Annotated in this window: 9 protein-coding genes; 4 read left to right on the forward strand and 5 right to left on the reverse strand. The window is 34.1% G+C overall.

Features of this window, described 5'->3' with window-relative positions:
• A partial coding sequence (gene mnmE, locus AAC024_RS09435; RefSeq protein WP_339895124.1) for a tRNA uridine-5-carboxymethylaminomethyl(34) synthesis GTPase MnmE occupies nt 1-1,397 on the reverse strand: 1,397 nt, incomplete at its 3' end.
• A gap of 420 nt (nt 1,398-1,817) precedes the next feature.
• Here mnmE and AAC024_RS09440 point away from each other — a divergent pair.
• On the forward strand, nt 1,818-2,246 hold the full coding sequence (locus AAC024_RS09440) for a hypothetical protein (protein WP_339895126.1): 429 nt from the start codon (nt 1,818-1,820) through the stop codon (nt 2,244-2,246).
• Here the strand turns inward: AAC024_RS09440 and AAC024_RS09445 are convergent.
• Complete coding sequence (locus AAC024_RS09445) at nt 2,229-3,068, reverse strand: S1-like domain-containing RNA-binding protein (RefSeq protein ID WP_339895127.1); 840 nt, start codon at nt 3,066-3,068, stop codon at nt 2,229-2,231. The two genes, AAC024_RS09440 and AAC024_RS09445, sit on opposite strands and share 18 nt — an antisense overlap.
• 378 nt (nt 3,069-3,446) lie before the next feature.
• On the opposite strand from AAC024_RS09445, the gene AAC024_RS09450 reads away from it, so the two are divergent.
• Nucleotides 3,447-3,968: a hypothetical protein gene (locus AAC024_RS09450; RefSeq protein WP_339895159.1), complete on the forward strand. Its 522-nt coding sequence runs from the start codon at nt 3,447-3,449 to the stop codon at nt 3,966-3,968.
• Here the strand turns inward: AAC024_RS09450 and AAC024_RS09455 are convergent.
• Both AAC024_RS09455 and AAC024_RS09460 read right to left on the reverse strand, forming a co-directional pair.
• A complete protein-coding gene (locus tag AAC024_RS09455) occupies nt 3,960-4,880 on the reverse strand; it encodes a patatin-like phospholipase family protein (protein ID WP_339895128.1) in 921 nt (306 codons plus the stop codon). The two genes, AAC024_RS09450 and AAC024_RS09455, sit on opposite strands and share 9 nt — an antisense overlap.
• A 2-nt stretch (nt 4,881-4,882) precedes the next feature.
• Nucleotides 4,883-5,785, reverse strand: a complete 903-nt coding sequence (locus AAC024_RS09460; protein WP_339895130.1) for a patatin-like phospholipase family protein — start codon at nt 5,783-5,785, stop codon at nt 4,883-4,885.
• Nucleotides 5,786-5,981: 196 nt separating this feature from the next.
• On the opposite strand from AAC024_RS09460, the gene AAC024_RS09465 reads away from it, so the two are divergent.
• Together AAC024_RS09465 and AAC024_RS09470 are read left to right on the forward strand one after the other, a co-directional pair.
• Nucleotides 5,982-12,077, forward strand: a complete 6,096-nt coding sequence (locus AAC024_RS09465) for a PKD domain-containing protein (protein WP_339895132.1) — start codon at nt 5,982-5,984, stop codon at nt 12,075-12,077.
• A 12-nt stretch (nt 12,078-12,089) separates the two neighbouring features.
• The gene (locus AAC024_RS09470; protein ID WP_339895134.1) at nt 12,090-13,085 is read left to right on the forward strand and encodes a PorP/SprF family type IX secretion system membrane protein; all 996 of its coding nucleotides are present in this window, start codon (nt 12,090-12,092) and stop codon (nt 13,083-13,085) included.
• A gap of 26 nt (nt 13,086-13,111) precedes the next feature.
• Here the strand turns inward: AAC024_RS09470 and AAC024_RS09475 are convergent, their stop codons facing one another.
• Nucleotides 13,112-15,169 (reverse strand): M1 family metallopeptidase, encoded by a 2,058-nt coding sequence (locus AAC024_RS09475; RefSeq protein ID WP_339895136.1) that lies wholly within the window; start codon nt 15,167-15,169, stop codon nt 13,112-13,114.
• Between the last annotated feature and the right edge of the window lie 32 nt (nt 15,170-15,201).

The following is a 15,201-nucleotide window of genomic DNA, read 5'->3' on the forward strand; positions in this document are numbered from 1 at the left end:
ATACAAAAATTAGCAAAAATATTACCCAATAAATCATCATTAGTAATCTCACCAGTAATTTCTCCAAAATGATATAATGCTTGTCGAATATCAATAGCCAACAAATCGCCCGACAAACCAGAATCTAATCCTCCTTTTACTTTATCAATTTCTTCAAAAGCCTTTAATAATGAATCATAATGACGCGAGTTAGTAACAATGGTATCATTATTTCTTAGTGCACCAGTATTCACATAACTGAGTAGTTTTTCTTGAAGTGTATCAACGCCGATTTTATGTTTTGCAGATAATGATATAAAGTGAGACCTTTCGACTGCGCTCAAAGTGACAACTAATTTTAATTTATCAGCTTCAGAAAGTTTGTCAATCTTATTGGCTATGATTAAAAGCGGTTTCTGCGGATACTTATTTTTTATCTTTTCTATTTCAACCTTAAATGTTGAACTTGATGATTTAAAATCAGACGCATCAAATAAATAAATAACTACTTGAGCTTGATCTATTTTTTCAAAAGTTCTTTTAATACCAATACTTTCAACCACATCTTTAGTTTCTCGTATTCCTGCGGTATCAATAAATCTAAAACCTATCCCTCCTATCGAAATTTCATCTTCTATAGTATCTCTAGTCGTTCCGGCAATTTCCGAAACAATGGCGCGCTCTTCATTTAACAAGGCATTTAAAAGTGTAGATTTCCCCACATTTGGCTCACCAACGATCGCTACCGGAATACCATTTTTAATCACATTACCAACCGCAAAAGAATCTATCAAGCGTTTTAAAACAAAACGAATACGCTCAACCAAGTCTTTAAATTGGCTTCTATCTGCAAACTCAACATCTTCTTCAGCAAAATCAAGTTCTAGCTCTATCAAAGAAGCAAAATTTAAAAGTTCCTCACGAAGTTTAGCTATTTCAGAAGAAAACCCACCACGCATTTGTTGCATCGCAATTTGATGAGCCGCTTCATTGTCACTAGAAATTAAATCTGCAACCGCTTCGGCTTGAGATAAATCTAGCTTCGCATTTAAAAAAGCACGAAGTGTAAATTCTCCAGCAGTAGCCATTCTACACCCTTTCCTTATGAATAATTGAATAATTTCTTGCTGAATATAATTAGAACCATGACATGACACCTCCACAACGTCCTCGCCAGTGTATGAATTAGGGTTTTTAAAAACAGATACCAGAACTTCATCTATAGTGCGTTCTCCATCAATAATATGCCCCAAATGAATGGTATGTGTTTTTTGGTTGCTAAGGGTCTTTTTAGATTTAACAGATTGAAAACACGAATCTGCAACGTTTATAGTATCCTTTCCTGATAGTCTAATCACAGCAATAGCACCAGCTCCAGATGGTGTTGCTAAAGCTACAATGGTATCTTGATTTATCATGCGGCAAAAATACTAAATTTGAAATGCTATACAACACATCTTTTATTACAAAACATTTTAACTAATCCTTAAAAACGACTTCTCTTAAACTAGGAATTTGGTAAATGTTAAAATTTCAATGTTACATATCATTTAATATTAAGCAACAAAATATCTTAAAATCTAATTATTCCATATTACACACTTATAAAACTCAACTATTTTTTAGTTTTATTTTGCTTTAAACGAATATTTCATAAAAATCTGATTTACAAATATTTAACGTCATTATATTATGCAGGCATAGTATCTTTACAAACATATTATAGTCGTTATTTTTAAGAAGCTCTGTGACCTATAAATGCTTTATGTGTCACAATTTCAGTAAGTTACACAAACCATTTATAACATTAACAAACCCAATAATAGATTTGCAACAAAATGAAAATAATAGAATCAGATTTCTCAGCTCAAATTTTAAAGTTCGCACAAAACCAAATAGGTAGTATCTTTTTTTTCAATCATGTTGCGGTTGTAGAACTTAATGAAGGCGTGCATTTTGATAGTAATAACGCTTCATTTATTATAGATGAACTTGAATCATATTTTGGAGAATCTCAACCCTATGGCGTAATTGCTAACAGAATTAATTCTTATTCCGTAAATCTTTTAGATACGCCTACATTCAAAGAAAGAGCCAAAAATCTATACGCTTATGGCGTGGTTGGTCATGATCTTGCTGGCAAAATGAATGCAGAAATGGAAAACGATTTTTGTGCTGCTGATAATATAGACTATGCAAATATTGACGAAGCCATCAACGAGGTATATAACAAAGTACGAAGCAGCGGACTATTCTTCTTGAGTTAGATAAATACCATCAGGCTTAATTTCTATCAAACGCTGTCTATACAAGGTTCCAACCGCTTTCTTAAAATTTTTCTTGCTCATTTGCAAAGCCACTTTAATAGCCTCAGGACTCGATTTATCCGTTAAATTTATATACCCATCATTATCTTGAAGTTCTTGCATAATCTGGTCTGCATTAGGCTCTATATTTCTAAAACCAATTTGCCCTAAAGCAATATCAAGTTTATTACCTGGTCGCACTTTTTTAACAATCCCTTTAAGTTTATCACCAATACTTAAATCCTTAAAAATACTGTCTTTATAGATTAAGCCCAAGTGCGTTTTGTTCACAATCACATTCATACCAATATCAGATGGGTGCGACACTATCAAATCAACTTCATCAAATTCACTAACGGTTAACTCTGTATTATCTAAAAACCGGTTGGTTTTGCTTGATGCCACTAGCCTATCAGTCTTCTCATCCAAATAACAATGCACCAAATACCAACCGCCAACTTTCATTTTAAAAGCTTGCTCACTAAATGGGCAAAATAATTCTTTTACTAAACCCCAATCTAAAAAAGCACCAAAATCCGTTGTTTGGTTACAACGCAATAAAGCAAATTCACCACGCTTAATATATGGCATATCCGTTGTAGCAACAGGGCGCTGTTCATTATCTAAATACACAAAAACATCAAGCTTCTCCCAAATTTTAAAAGACTCAGGTACATAACGGTTTGGTAATAACACCTGGTTGTCTTCATCATCAATCAAATAAGCACCGTGGTCCGTTTCTCGAAGTATTTCTAGCGTATTTATTTCACCTAATTTTATCATGTCGCAAAGGTAACAATTTTTCAATCTTACACGACGTTTACACGCGTTCAACTTAAGGCATTATTATTTTTATTTTTTTGGGCGCATCACCTCCTAAGGTTGGCGTCGGGCTATCCGTTACAAGTCCTCGCTCGTCCCGATAACCATCGGGACTCGCTGTGGGCTTTTATTCATGCCTTTCTATTTTATATTAATGAATTCATGAACATAAATGTTTCACTGCTATCCCTTGCGTACTGTTCGCAGCAACAGTTTTTAGTTGCAAAACACAAGATATAACCCTTTTGTCATCACTTTAAAAAACCTTCTACACTTGTATTTAATAATTCCTTGTACAATAAACACAAACCGCTTATGTTTGTAATAAATTATCTTTTTATGGAAACCAGCCGAATCATAGATTTATTTTTATTTGCAATTCCTTCGTTAATTACAGGAGTTATTGCCTATTATTTTTTTAAAGAACATACCAAAAATGAAGATGGTCGTAGGCGTTTTTTATTAAAAAAAGACATGCAAGTAAATGCGATGCCATTACGCCTGCAAGCTTATGAACGTATGGCTCTTTTTTTAGAACGCATATCGCCATCAAAATTATTAATTAGAATTACCCCAAATAACTCTAATAAAGAAGATTACGAAACTTTACTTATACAAAACATAGAACAAGAATTTGAACATAATTTATCTCAACAAATATATATTAGCGATAAATGTTGGAGCATTGCAACAACGGCAAAAAACGCGACAATTCAATTGATTAGAAAAGCGAGTATGCTAGAAAAAACGGATACAGCTAATAAGCTAAGAGAGGTTGTTTTAACCGAAATGATGGAGCGCCGTTCACCAAGTGATGCTGCACTCTCATTTATTAAGGAAGAGGTTTCAGATTTATGGTAATTCCTCCATACGCAACTCATTAGATCGTGCTTGCTCGCACTTTTGTTTTGCATAAAAATACCCTTGTTGCCACCAAGAAGTCATCAATTTTTTATTAAAAACCAAAGAGTTTTCAGTAAGTTTTGAAGGTGTATAATATAAATTAAGCTTTACATCCTTGTTTTTTGCTGCCAACTTTCCTATTAAAATATCACTGCGTTCAACCTGATCCAAAAGATGCCCAAACAAGTTTAGCATTAAAGAAAAAGGATTCTTACCAAGCACCTTATTATAAGCCATACTTTCAGATTCTAGAATAATAGCATCAATTTCTGTTGCACCTCGTAAAATGGCCTCACGAATTGGTACAACGCAACCAAAAGCACCATCGGCATATTCAAACCCATTCTTCTTCACTAAAGACATAAATGGAATATAATTACAAGAAATCCAGATCCAATCACAAAATTCATCATAGCTAAAATCCGTTATAGATTTATACTCAACAATATTTTTAGATAAATTGGAGACAGTAACGACCACATCATCCTTATTTTGTCTTAAGGATTGATATTCCTCATAAGTAAAATGTTTTTTCAAGTATCGACGCAAAGCTTTACTCTCACCAAATGTTCGTTTCATTTTTATAAACTGCCACATTGAGTTTAAAAAATCAATAGACACAAACTCTCTATTTCCTTTTTTACGAACCACAAACGGATTGACGCTAAATATATTAGCCTGATTAACATTAGTAAATACTTTATGGATTTTATCAATCTTACCTGCCGCTAAATGAGGTATTAGTAAACTCCCAGTGGAAGTCCCTAAAAAGATGTCGTAATCTCTACCTTCTTCATTAATTAAATACTCTGCAACACCGCCTGCATAAGCGCCTTTACTGCCTCCTCCTGAAATTACTAATGCTTTCATTTTTAATTTTCTAATTGACTAAGTTCTTTATTTTTCAATTTAGCAAAATTATAACCACCTTGCCACCAATCTGTCATTTTTTCTTTATCAAATATTAGTGAATTAGTTGTTAAAACAGTAGGGGCATAATAAAAATTAATAATAGCATCATTATGCGCTGCTACAAACTTACCTATTCTGATGTTTTGAGATTCTATCCTATCCAGCATGAATCCAAACATATTGGTGATTAACGCAAAGGGGTTTTTAGAAGGCATTCTATTTAGCTGTGTAACTTCAGTTTGTAAAATAATGGCATCTACTTCTTTTGCTCCACGACGAATAGCTTCTTCAATGGGTACCATATTTCCCATGCCGCCATCAGCATACTCGCATCCATCTATTTTTAATAAACTCATAAATGGCGTGTAATTGCAAGACACCCAAATCCAATCTACAAATTCTAAGTACGTAAATTCTTTTAAAGCTTTATATTCTACTTTATTAAGTGTTAAATTAGAAACTGTTACTACAATGCCCAGAGTCGAATTTTTTAATTCTAAAAACTCGTCTTCTCCCAATGTTTCTTTAATTAAAGTTCTTAAACTATGACTTTCTCCAAAAGTTTTACTCCCTCTAATAAAATTTAAAACAACAGTTAAATGATTAATACCAATGTTTTGAGTACCGTGTTTTTTCTTGATTATAAAGGGACAAACATCAAAAATACTATCGTTTGTTACATTTGTGTAAACCGATTTTATCTTTTCTATTTTATTAAGAGCCAAATGAGACACCAACAAACTCCCAGTTGAAGTGCCGATAAACAATTGATATTGTCGTTTCAAATCTTCAATAAGATATTGCGCAACCCCTCCGGCAAATGCGCCTTTACTACCGCCTCCTGAAATTACTAATGCTTTCAATCTAAAGTATTTATTTGTAAATATAATTAAACAATTAATGAACTAACGAAAAGCTTAAAATATTAAAACAAACGCGCCGTTTTACATCCCCATTATTGTGTATTTTAAAGAATACACCAATATATTGTGCTTTCAAATAGTGATGCTTTAAAAAGAATATTTATTTTAGTGTCAGCTATTAACGTAATTTCCTTTTATGAGAAAAAAACTTTTTCTTATCGTACTGTCATTATCTATACTTAGTTTTTCTGTTTTTGCTCTAAATAATTTCAAAATAAAAAGCGCATCAACAAATAACTTTGTATTAACCAAGTTAATTAAAAAATACAAACTTCCACCGTCTGCAACTATTTCTGGAAGCACATCGGTTTGTCAAAATGATGCACAACCACAAATTACGTTTACAGGATCTGGAGGAACTGCGCCTTATGTATTTTTATACACTCTAAATGGAGGTGGAAATCAAACTATAAGCACAACAGGGGCTAATAATTCTATAAATATAAATGTTAGCACAAATGCAGTAGGCTCTTTTGTTTACCAACTTATTTCTGTTGAAGATGTTACTAATAGCGCATCAACTGCAAACGGCACCGCAACAGTTGTTGTTAATGAGCCACCTACAGTGGACTTCACTTTCGATAATGATGGAGCATGCTCTGGAACCTCAGTAAGTTTTACTCCTAATGTAACTGGAGATGGACCGTTTAACTACAGTTGGAGTTTTGGAGACGGCACAACAAGTAATAATAGTAACCCATCACATATTTTTACATTGTTAGGTTGTGCGTTTCAAAATGCTAATGTTACCCTAACTGTTACCGATTCTAATGGATGCACAAATTCTATAACCAAAGCTGTTTCAGTTCAACAAAAACCATTGCTTGAATTTATAGATACTGACAGTCAATTCGATCCATTTAATAATTGTGGAAACAATACAACAGACCCTTCATACACTATAAATGTTGGTATTAGCAATGTTTCAGCGGCATGTATAAACGCTTATGATGTAGATTGGGGAGATGGAAGCGCTTTTGAGACCAACGTAACATTCCCCGCAACTCATACCTATACCCAATTGGGGTCTTTTAATATGAGAATTACTGGTAGAGGCACCAATTGCGATAATACCGTTACTTACTTAATTAAAAACTCTAGTAATCCAACGGGGTCTATTGTAAACCCTGGGAATACAGTTAATTTATGTACCCCTGTTAATCCTTTAGAATTTGCCATTGGTTCTTGGGCAACGAATCCTCCAGACACAAATTACACAGTTGATTTTGGAGATGGCACTGTTGAGAATTATACACAAGCACAATTAGAAGCCTCAACCTATTTTAATGCAGCAGATCCTATAAATTCACAAAATTATCCCATTCCACATACCTATACTGAAACGAGTTGTCCCAATAGTTATACTGTTGTTTTATTCATCACAACGTCATGCGGACAAACCAATTTAACTGCAGGACCCATAATTATTTTGAGAAAACCCGAGATTGATTTTGAAGACCCTCCGATAAGTTGTGTGGGTAATTTAGTTCAATTTAACAACACATCTATAGATGGTTACAGTAATAATTGCAGTGTTAATGATGGGTATAATTGGGATTTTGGAGATGGCACAACTTCAACTTTAAGAGACCCAAGTCATGCCTATTCTGCGCCTGGAACTTATACTATTTCTTTATATGGTGAAAACTCTTGTGGAGTTACCAACACAGTTACCAAAACTATATGCGTAGAACCCGCTTTAATGGCGGCATTTACATTGAACACTAATAACGGATGCTCACCACTTGCTACACAAACCACAAATACCACCGATTTAAGCGACAGTTGCGGCGGTGAAACTTACCTTTGGGAAGTCACTTACGCTTCTGGATTCTGCGGAACTGCTCCCGAACAATGGAGTTTTACTAACGGAACAGACGAAAACTCAGCAGCTCCTTCTTTTAACTTTATTACTGCTGGCACATATACTCTAACTTTAACGACAACAAACTCTTGCGGAACAGATAGTGTTTCCGAAACGATTGAAGTAAAAAGACCTCCAACTATTGCAATTAATTCTATTAGTGATTCTTGTGGTTCAGCATCTATCACTCCAATAGCCAATGTTGATGCTTGTGCTCCAAGCTCTGAAACTGTTACATATAGTTGGAGTTTTCCTGGAGGAACGCCTGCAACAGCAAATACTTTAAGCCCAGGAATCATAGTATATTCAACGCCTGGAAACTATCAAGTTTCTTTAAGCGTAACAAATAGCTGTGGAACAACAACGGATACGGAAGATTTCAATGTTAATCCAATTCCAACAATTACAAATACGAATTTAACACAGACCATTTGCTCGGGAACAGATACAACTGAAATTGTTTTAACTTCTGATATTACTAGCACAACATTTATATGGACTACTACAGCTCCTGCTGGAATTACAGGTTTTATTGCTTCAGGGAACACCAATACCATTCCCATACAAACTATTTTTAATTCAAATACGACCTCTGAAAATGTTACCTATACAGTAACTCCTTCTATCGGTGGTTGTGATGGTACACCAGTAAATTTCACTATTACTATAGATCCAGCCCCAGAATTTACGAGTCAGCCCATACCTGAAACCATTTGTTTAAATGGGCCTATTTCTACCTTATCAATATCGGTAAATGGTCCTGGAACACCAACGTATCAATGGTATCGTAATACTGTTAATGATAACACTACAGGTACCGCTATTGCAAGTGAAACAAATGCAACCTATACGCCACCCAATAACCCTGTTGCAGTCATTTATTATTATTGCGTGGTTTCATTTCCATCAGGCGCTGGTTGTAACGAAATTACTTCCGGCACAGCAAGAATAGAAATTGTAGACGGTATTCAAATAGATACAAATCCGTTAGCCACTCAAAGTATTTGTGTTGGTGGAGAAATTCAAAATCCTTTATCGGTTAGTCATTCTGGAGGTGCGGGTACAATTTCATATCAATGGTACATCAATACAACAAACTCAAATACAGGGGGCGTACTAATTCCTGGCGCTACAAATTCAGATTACACACCACCTACATTTACGGCCACTGGGAATTATTATTACTATGTTATTATTTCATTAACTGGAAGTGGGTGTAGCGATATTATTAGTGAAGTAGCCGAAGTTATTGTGATTGATGACCCCATTATAACCGTACAACCTTTAATATCTCAAACGCTTTGCCAAGGTATTACACCTCAAGATTTAGAAGTAACGGCCTCAGGTGGTTTAGGCACAACATACACCTATCAATGGTATATTAATACAACAAATTCTAATACTGGAGGAACACTTATCACTGGAGCAACTAATCTAACTTATACACCACCAACAGCTACGGTTGGCACCATTTACTATTATGTTGTTGTATCACAACCAGGTATTGCTTGTAGCGTAGTAAGCAATACTTCTGAAGTTATTGTAAATCCTGCTCCAAATTTCACAACGCAACCAATATCAAACACCTATTGTTTAGGTGATGCTTTAAATTCGCTTTCAGTTGCTTATGCTAATGGTGTTGGCACACCAACATATCAATGGTATTCTAATATCGTAAATGATACTACTACTGGCACCGCAATCACAGGAGAAACCAACTCTGTTTTTAGTCCTCCTGCGGGAAGCATTGGCACTGTATATTATTATACTATAATTACGTTTTCTTCTGGCGGATGTACCGAAATTACATCTAACATTGCAGAAATTACTATAAATCAAACACCTAATATTAGTGACAAATCTGATATTATTTGTAGCGGTAACGCTTTCACCATAACACCAGATAATACTGGTGGAGATATTGCTCCAACTGGAACAACATATACTTGGACTACACCAACAACAAATCCTGCTGGAACCATTACTGGTGCTTCAAATGAAAATACACCACAAAACAACATCAGTCAAACATTAACCAATAACACCACCAACCCTTCAACAGTTACCTATACGGTTACACCAACATCTGGAATATGCATTGGGAATACTTTCGAAATTATAATTACCGTTAATCCATCAATAAGTATCACTACAAATCAAACTAATAGCAATTGTTATTCGGCAAATGCAGGTGCTTTGGACATCTCTATAGTTGGCGGCGTACCATTTACAACAGGAAATCCCTATCAAATTTCTTGGACTGGACCTAACGGATACGCCAACACCAATGAAGATCTTTTCAATTTAGAACCTGGTGATTATAATGTAACCATAAATGATGATGGTGGTTGTCCGTACACAAACACATTTAATATTACAGAACCAGAGGAACTTATTTTTAGTTCAATTGATTTCGACCCTGAAACAATGTCATGTTTTGGTGCAGACGATGGTAGTATTGGAATTAATATTTCTGGAGGAACTACTCCATATACTTATAATTGGACGCTTAATGGGGCTTCTTTTAGTTCTTCCGAAGATTTATCTAACCTAGTCCCAGGTGATTATGAAGTTACCGTTACAGACGCAAATAATTGCACGCCTATAGTTCAAAGTTTTCAAATTATTGAACCTCCTTTGCTGGATGTTAGTTTAGTAAACCAAGTAGATATTATTTGTTTTGGTAATGCCACAGGCGAAATTAATATCAATACCGTTGGTGGCAGACCTATTGAAATCAGTGCTGGTGTTTTTGATTATACTTATTCATGGATAGGGCCAAATGGCTTTACAAGTAATCTTCAAAATTTAACTGGATTAATAGCTGGAATCTATAACGTAACTGTAACTGACAAATCGAATTGCACAGACACCTTAGAGGTGATTTTAATTCAAACAGATGAAATTATTATTGACTATATAGCTACAGAAATTGAATGCTACGGCGATAATGATGCATCTATTATCATTAACAATATATCTGGAGGCAATTCACCTTATACCATTACTTGGAGTAATTTAGGTTCAGGCACATCTCAAACTAATTTATCATCTGGAGATTATACTATAACTGTAACTGATAACACGAATTGTGTAAAATCTGTTACCGTTACCATAACAGAACCACCTATTTTCACTGTAAACCCTCAAGTTAATAATGTATCCTGTTTTGGAGAAGATGATGGGCGTATTATTTTAAATTTAGTAGGCGGTATTGACCCAGTTACTTTAGTTTGGAATGATGATCCTTCTGCTGGTGTTGAGCGTAATAATATAGGCCCAGGAACGTACACCGTAACTATAACGGATGGTAAACCATGTGTTATATCAGAAACCTTTACAATTACAGAACCTAATGCCTTATCACTTTCTGCAAATACAACCGATGCTTTAGATTGTGATAACACAAATAGTGGTGCTATAAATTTAATTGTTACTGGAGGTACACTTCCATTAAGTTACTCATGGTCTAACGGAACAACTACCGAAGATTTAAATAACATCCCACCAGGAAATTATTCAGTAGAAATAACTGATGCTAATAATTGCACAATTTCGGGAGATTGGATTATTAACAGATTTGACGCACTTGAAATAAATGTAGATACTGTTACCGATGTTGATTGTGAAACAAGAACTGTAAATCAATCTTTTGTAGCGCAAGTTATTGGTGGCGTTCCTCCATACAATATTAACTGGTCTAGCGGAACCGTTAGTGGTGCAAATGGTGAAATAATGAATACATCACAAGATGGTTTAGTCATCATCGATGTTAATGATAGTTTAGACTGTACTACAAGTTTTTCATATAATGTAGAAATCCCTAGTTTAGGCGATGCAGATTTCACGGTGACTTCGAGTGCCAATAGCACTTTCGGATTTTATTCTATTGAAGACCCTATTGAATTTACAAACACATCAACAGGAGATTATGTTTCTGTGTCTTGGAATTTTGGTGATGGCAATTTTTCTTCCGAAGAAAACCCTACGCACATCTATATCAATGAAGGCACATATTCCGTAATTCAAACCGTTACCTACCCATTTGGATGTGTTTACACAAAACAAATAACTCTAGTAGTTGAAAAAGGATATAGCTTAATAATGCCAAATGCGTTTACTCCAAACGGCGATACAATGAATGCCTATTTTGTACCAGAATCCATTGCGCTTAATGCTATTGAATTCAACGTTTACGACACTTGGGGAAGTTTAATTTATTCCGAAAAAGGCGATAGCATAAAAGGATGGAATGGAAAAATAAATGATGCTGAAGCCGAAAATGGTAATTATTATTTTACCCTTTCAGCAAAAACATTTTATGGCAAAACCATTACTGAAAAAGGTGCCTTTGTATCCATTAAATAAGCAAGTAACAAAATGAAAATAAGACTATCTATAATTATAATTTTGTGCTGCTTACCGTTTCAAGTACAGGCGCAAGACCCCGTTTTTTCGCAATATTTTTTAGTCCCTGAAGCTTTAAACCCCGGGTTTTCTGGTTTTGAAGATGCCTCCTATTTTGGTTTAATACACAGAACACAATGGCCTAGTTTAGATTTAAGAGTAGATACTGAATATGTTTTCTTTAACTCTTGGATAGAAGATGTTGGTGGCATAGGATTTAGTATTTTGAATCAGCAAGAAAGCAACACAAAATACAATCATATTCAAGGAAATATTAATTTCGCTTATCATGTTAAATTAGCCAATGATTGGTTTTTTAGACCAGCCATTGAAGTTGGTTTTGGAACAAAATCATTTAACTTCGGAAACCTTGTGTTATCCGATCAAATTAATATTAATTCTGGAACAATAACCCCAACATCATCTGACCCTTTTGCTATAAATGCCAACCGAAATATAAGTTTTGTTGATTTTACTACAGGGTTTGTTTTCGATAAAAAAAACACTAGTAACGATACAGATTTGTGGCTAGGTGCCTCAATAAAACATTTAAATAAACCCAATATTTCATTTGTTGAAAACGGCAATGTGCCTTTGGATATTTTTTATTCATTACATGCCAACTATAAGTTTCCTTATTTCGATTATAACGACATGCTTATTTCTGCCAATTATATGCAACAAGGCGAATATAACAGACTCGATATTAGTACAATAATAAAACTAGAAAAACTCATGTTGGGTGCTACAGCTGTTACTAATCCTTCAAAAAACAATTCTAATAGCCATTTATTAACCTCCATAAATGCTTTTGTAGGATTAGAGTTCGAACAACTACGTTTTGGATTTTCTTATGATATAAACACCACAGATATTGGAAGAACCGATGGGGTTTACGAACTTTCCATCACTTATTTAGCAGGTTGTTTAATTTGTAAGAATCCGGCAAATTTGGAACGCCGAAAATAATCCTCAAATCACAAAAACATTTTGGCTTATTGCATAGATTTAAGCATTTCCTTTGAAAATTTTGAAAACCTCCAATTATGATGCTTTGTTGCTTGTTCAAGATTCTTCTTACATACATCATTACAAGCTTGTATTTGATTTAAATATTGAAATGCCCTTTGACGAATCTCAAAACCATATTTCGAACTTGTGTAATCTGTTAATTCATTATAAGCGTTTCGAATGTTTTTATCTTCGAAATCAGGTGAAATTAACGTTAATGCTAACCATAAAATCCTAATGTTTTTATCGCTAAACCCTTGAATGTCTTTTGTTTTATTTAAATATGTATCTCGCTCTTGCGGAAAATTTTTCCACAAATTGAATAAAGCCGTTTCAATAGTTATGTATGATTTGTCGTCTAAAAGTGTTTCGTATTCTGTTTTTAATTCTGATGGAATTTCGGTTAGATTTTGAGCAATGGCTTGACGGACTTTAATGTCTTTTGATTGAAACCCATCAAGCAACAAACTTTTATAAGTCGGATAATTTGGTTTATGTATTAACTCTTCTAAAACAGCTTTTTTAATAGGATAATAGCCATTAGGCAATTCATGTACTAAACTAGAAGGAATATATTCATTATTATCATCTGTTCTATAACTTAAATAAGGCGTATCCTTAATTGTGATTAAAAAAGAAGTATTATCATTTTTTTCTAGTACTGAATGTATTTCTTTAATAGGTAATTTTTTTTCTTTTAGCCAAGTATTAACGAACGCACTCAAATCCGCTCCACTTACCTTTTCAACTTCACTAATAAAATCAACAGTTTCAACATTCTTAAATTGATTTTTTTCTAAATAGTTTTTAACACCTTTTTTGAACGCGGCATCACCTACTCTTTCTCGCAGCATAAGCAACACCCAAGCGCCTTTTTTATAAAATGTGGTACTACTAGATTTTGAATCTAAAAGTGATGTACTTCCACCAGCTTCATCTTGCTCTAATAAATCTTGAGCGTATTCATACAATCTCCAATAGTAATAATCATCTCCAAAAATATCGCGTTCAGCTAATAATGCATAATACGTAGCAAAACCTTCTTGCAGCCAATGGTGTGTTCCTGAAGTTTCAGTAACCAAATCTCCAAACCATTGATGCGCCAATTCATGTGCATTAACGTTTACATAGTTTTTATCAACAAATGCAATAGAATCGATTACAAAACTATCAGCAAAAATAGTAGTGCTTGTATTTTCCATACCTGCATAAAGAAAATCTTTTACGGGCACTTGTTTATAGTTTTGCCATGGATAAGGAACGCTTAATTCTTCTTCTAAAAAATCAAATATTTGTTTGGTGTAGCGGTAAGTAGGTTCAACTTTTGCAGTGTCCTCAGGATAATAATACATTTCTAAAGGAATACCGCTTTTTGAATACGCTACTTTTTTGTTGTATTTACCAATGGCTAAAGCCACAAGATAACTAGACATGGGTTGTTGCATATCGTAATACCATTTTGTTTTACCAAAATAATCTTCAATCTTTATTAATTTTCCATTAGTAATAACCTCGTAGTTTTTATCGAACGTGATTGATAAATCAAACTCAATTTTATCATTCATGTTGTCGATCGACGGTAACCAGTTGCTTGTATATTTTCCTTGACCTTGTGTCCAGATTTGCTTCTTCTCGATACTATTCCGATTTTTATCGGAATCACTCGAAGCGACATAATCCTCAGAATCCCAACCTATAAAATACATCGCTTTTCTAGGGTTTGTTTTCCAGACAATATCTATTTTATGGTTAGTATTAGCTTTAAAAGAATACTTTATAATAAGTTGTTTACCGTTATATTGATTACCGTTAATCTTTCCATCTAGGATATATTCAATTTTCTCAAAACTATAGGCGTCAACAAAAATAGAATCCACATCTTTTAGAATTTGAAATTTATAAGTAACAATTCCAGAGACTTCCTTTTTGCTTAGATTACCAAATACAATATCGGCTTTAGCTGTTTTAAAATCAACATATTCAGTTTGTTGCGCATGTAAAAACCCAACAGTGAAGCACAAAATAAAAAGGAAACGATTCATGCTATTAAGGTATCAAAGATTAATCCAAAAAT

The sequence above is a fragment of the uncultured Algibacter sp. genome, assembly GCF_963976535.1.
Lineage (GTDB): Bacteria > Bacteroidota > Bacteroidia > Flavobacteriales > Flavobacteriaceae > Algibacter_B.

Coding starts and splice junctions, on each gene's coding strand:
- AAC024_RS09455 (WP_339895128.1), bottom strand. CDS start 4,880: ATGAAAGCATTAGTAATTTCAGGAGGAGGCAGTAAAGGCGCTTATGCA.
- AAC024_RS09440 (WP_339895126.1), top strand. CDS start 1,818: ATGAAAATAATAGAATCAGATTTCTCAGCTCAAATTTTAAAGTTCGCA.
- AAC024_RS09475 (WP_339895136.1), bottom strand. CDS start 15,169: ATGAATCGTTTCCTTTTTATTTTGTGCTTCACTGTTGGGTTTTTACAT.
- AAC024_RS09450 (WP_339895159.1), top strand. CDS start 3,447: ATGGAAACCAGCCGAATCATAGATTTATTTTTATTTGCAATTCCTTCG.
- AAC024_RS09465 (WP_339895132.1), top strand. CDS start 5,982: ATGAGAAAAAAACTTTTTCTTATCGTACTGTCATTATCTATACTTAGT.
- AAC024_RS09445 (WP_339895127.1), bottom strand. CDS start 3,068: ATGATAAAATTAGGTGAAATAAATACGCTAGAAATACTTCGAGAAACG.
- AAC024_RS09470 (WP_339895134.1), top strand. CDS start 12,090: ATGAAAATAAGACTATCTATAATTATAATTTTGTGCTGCTTACCGTTT.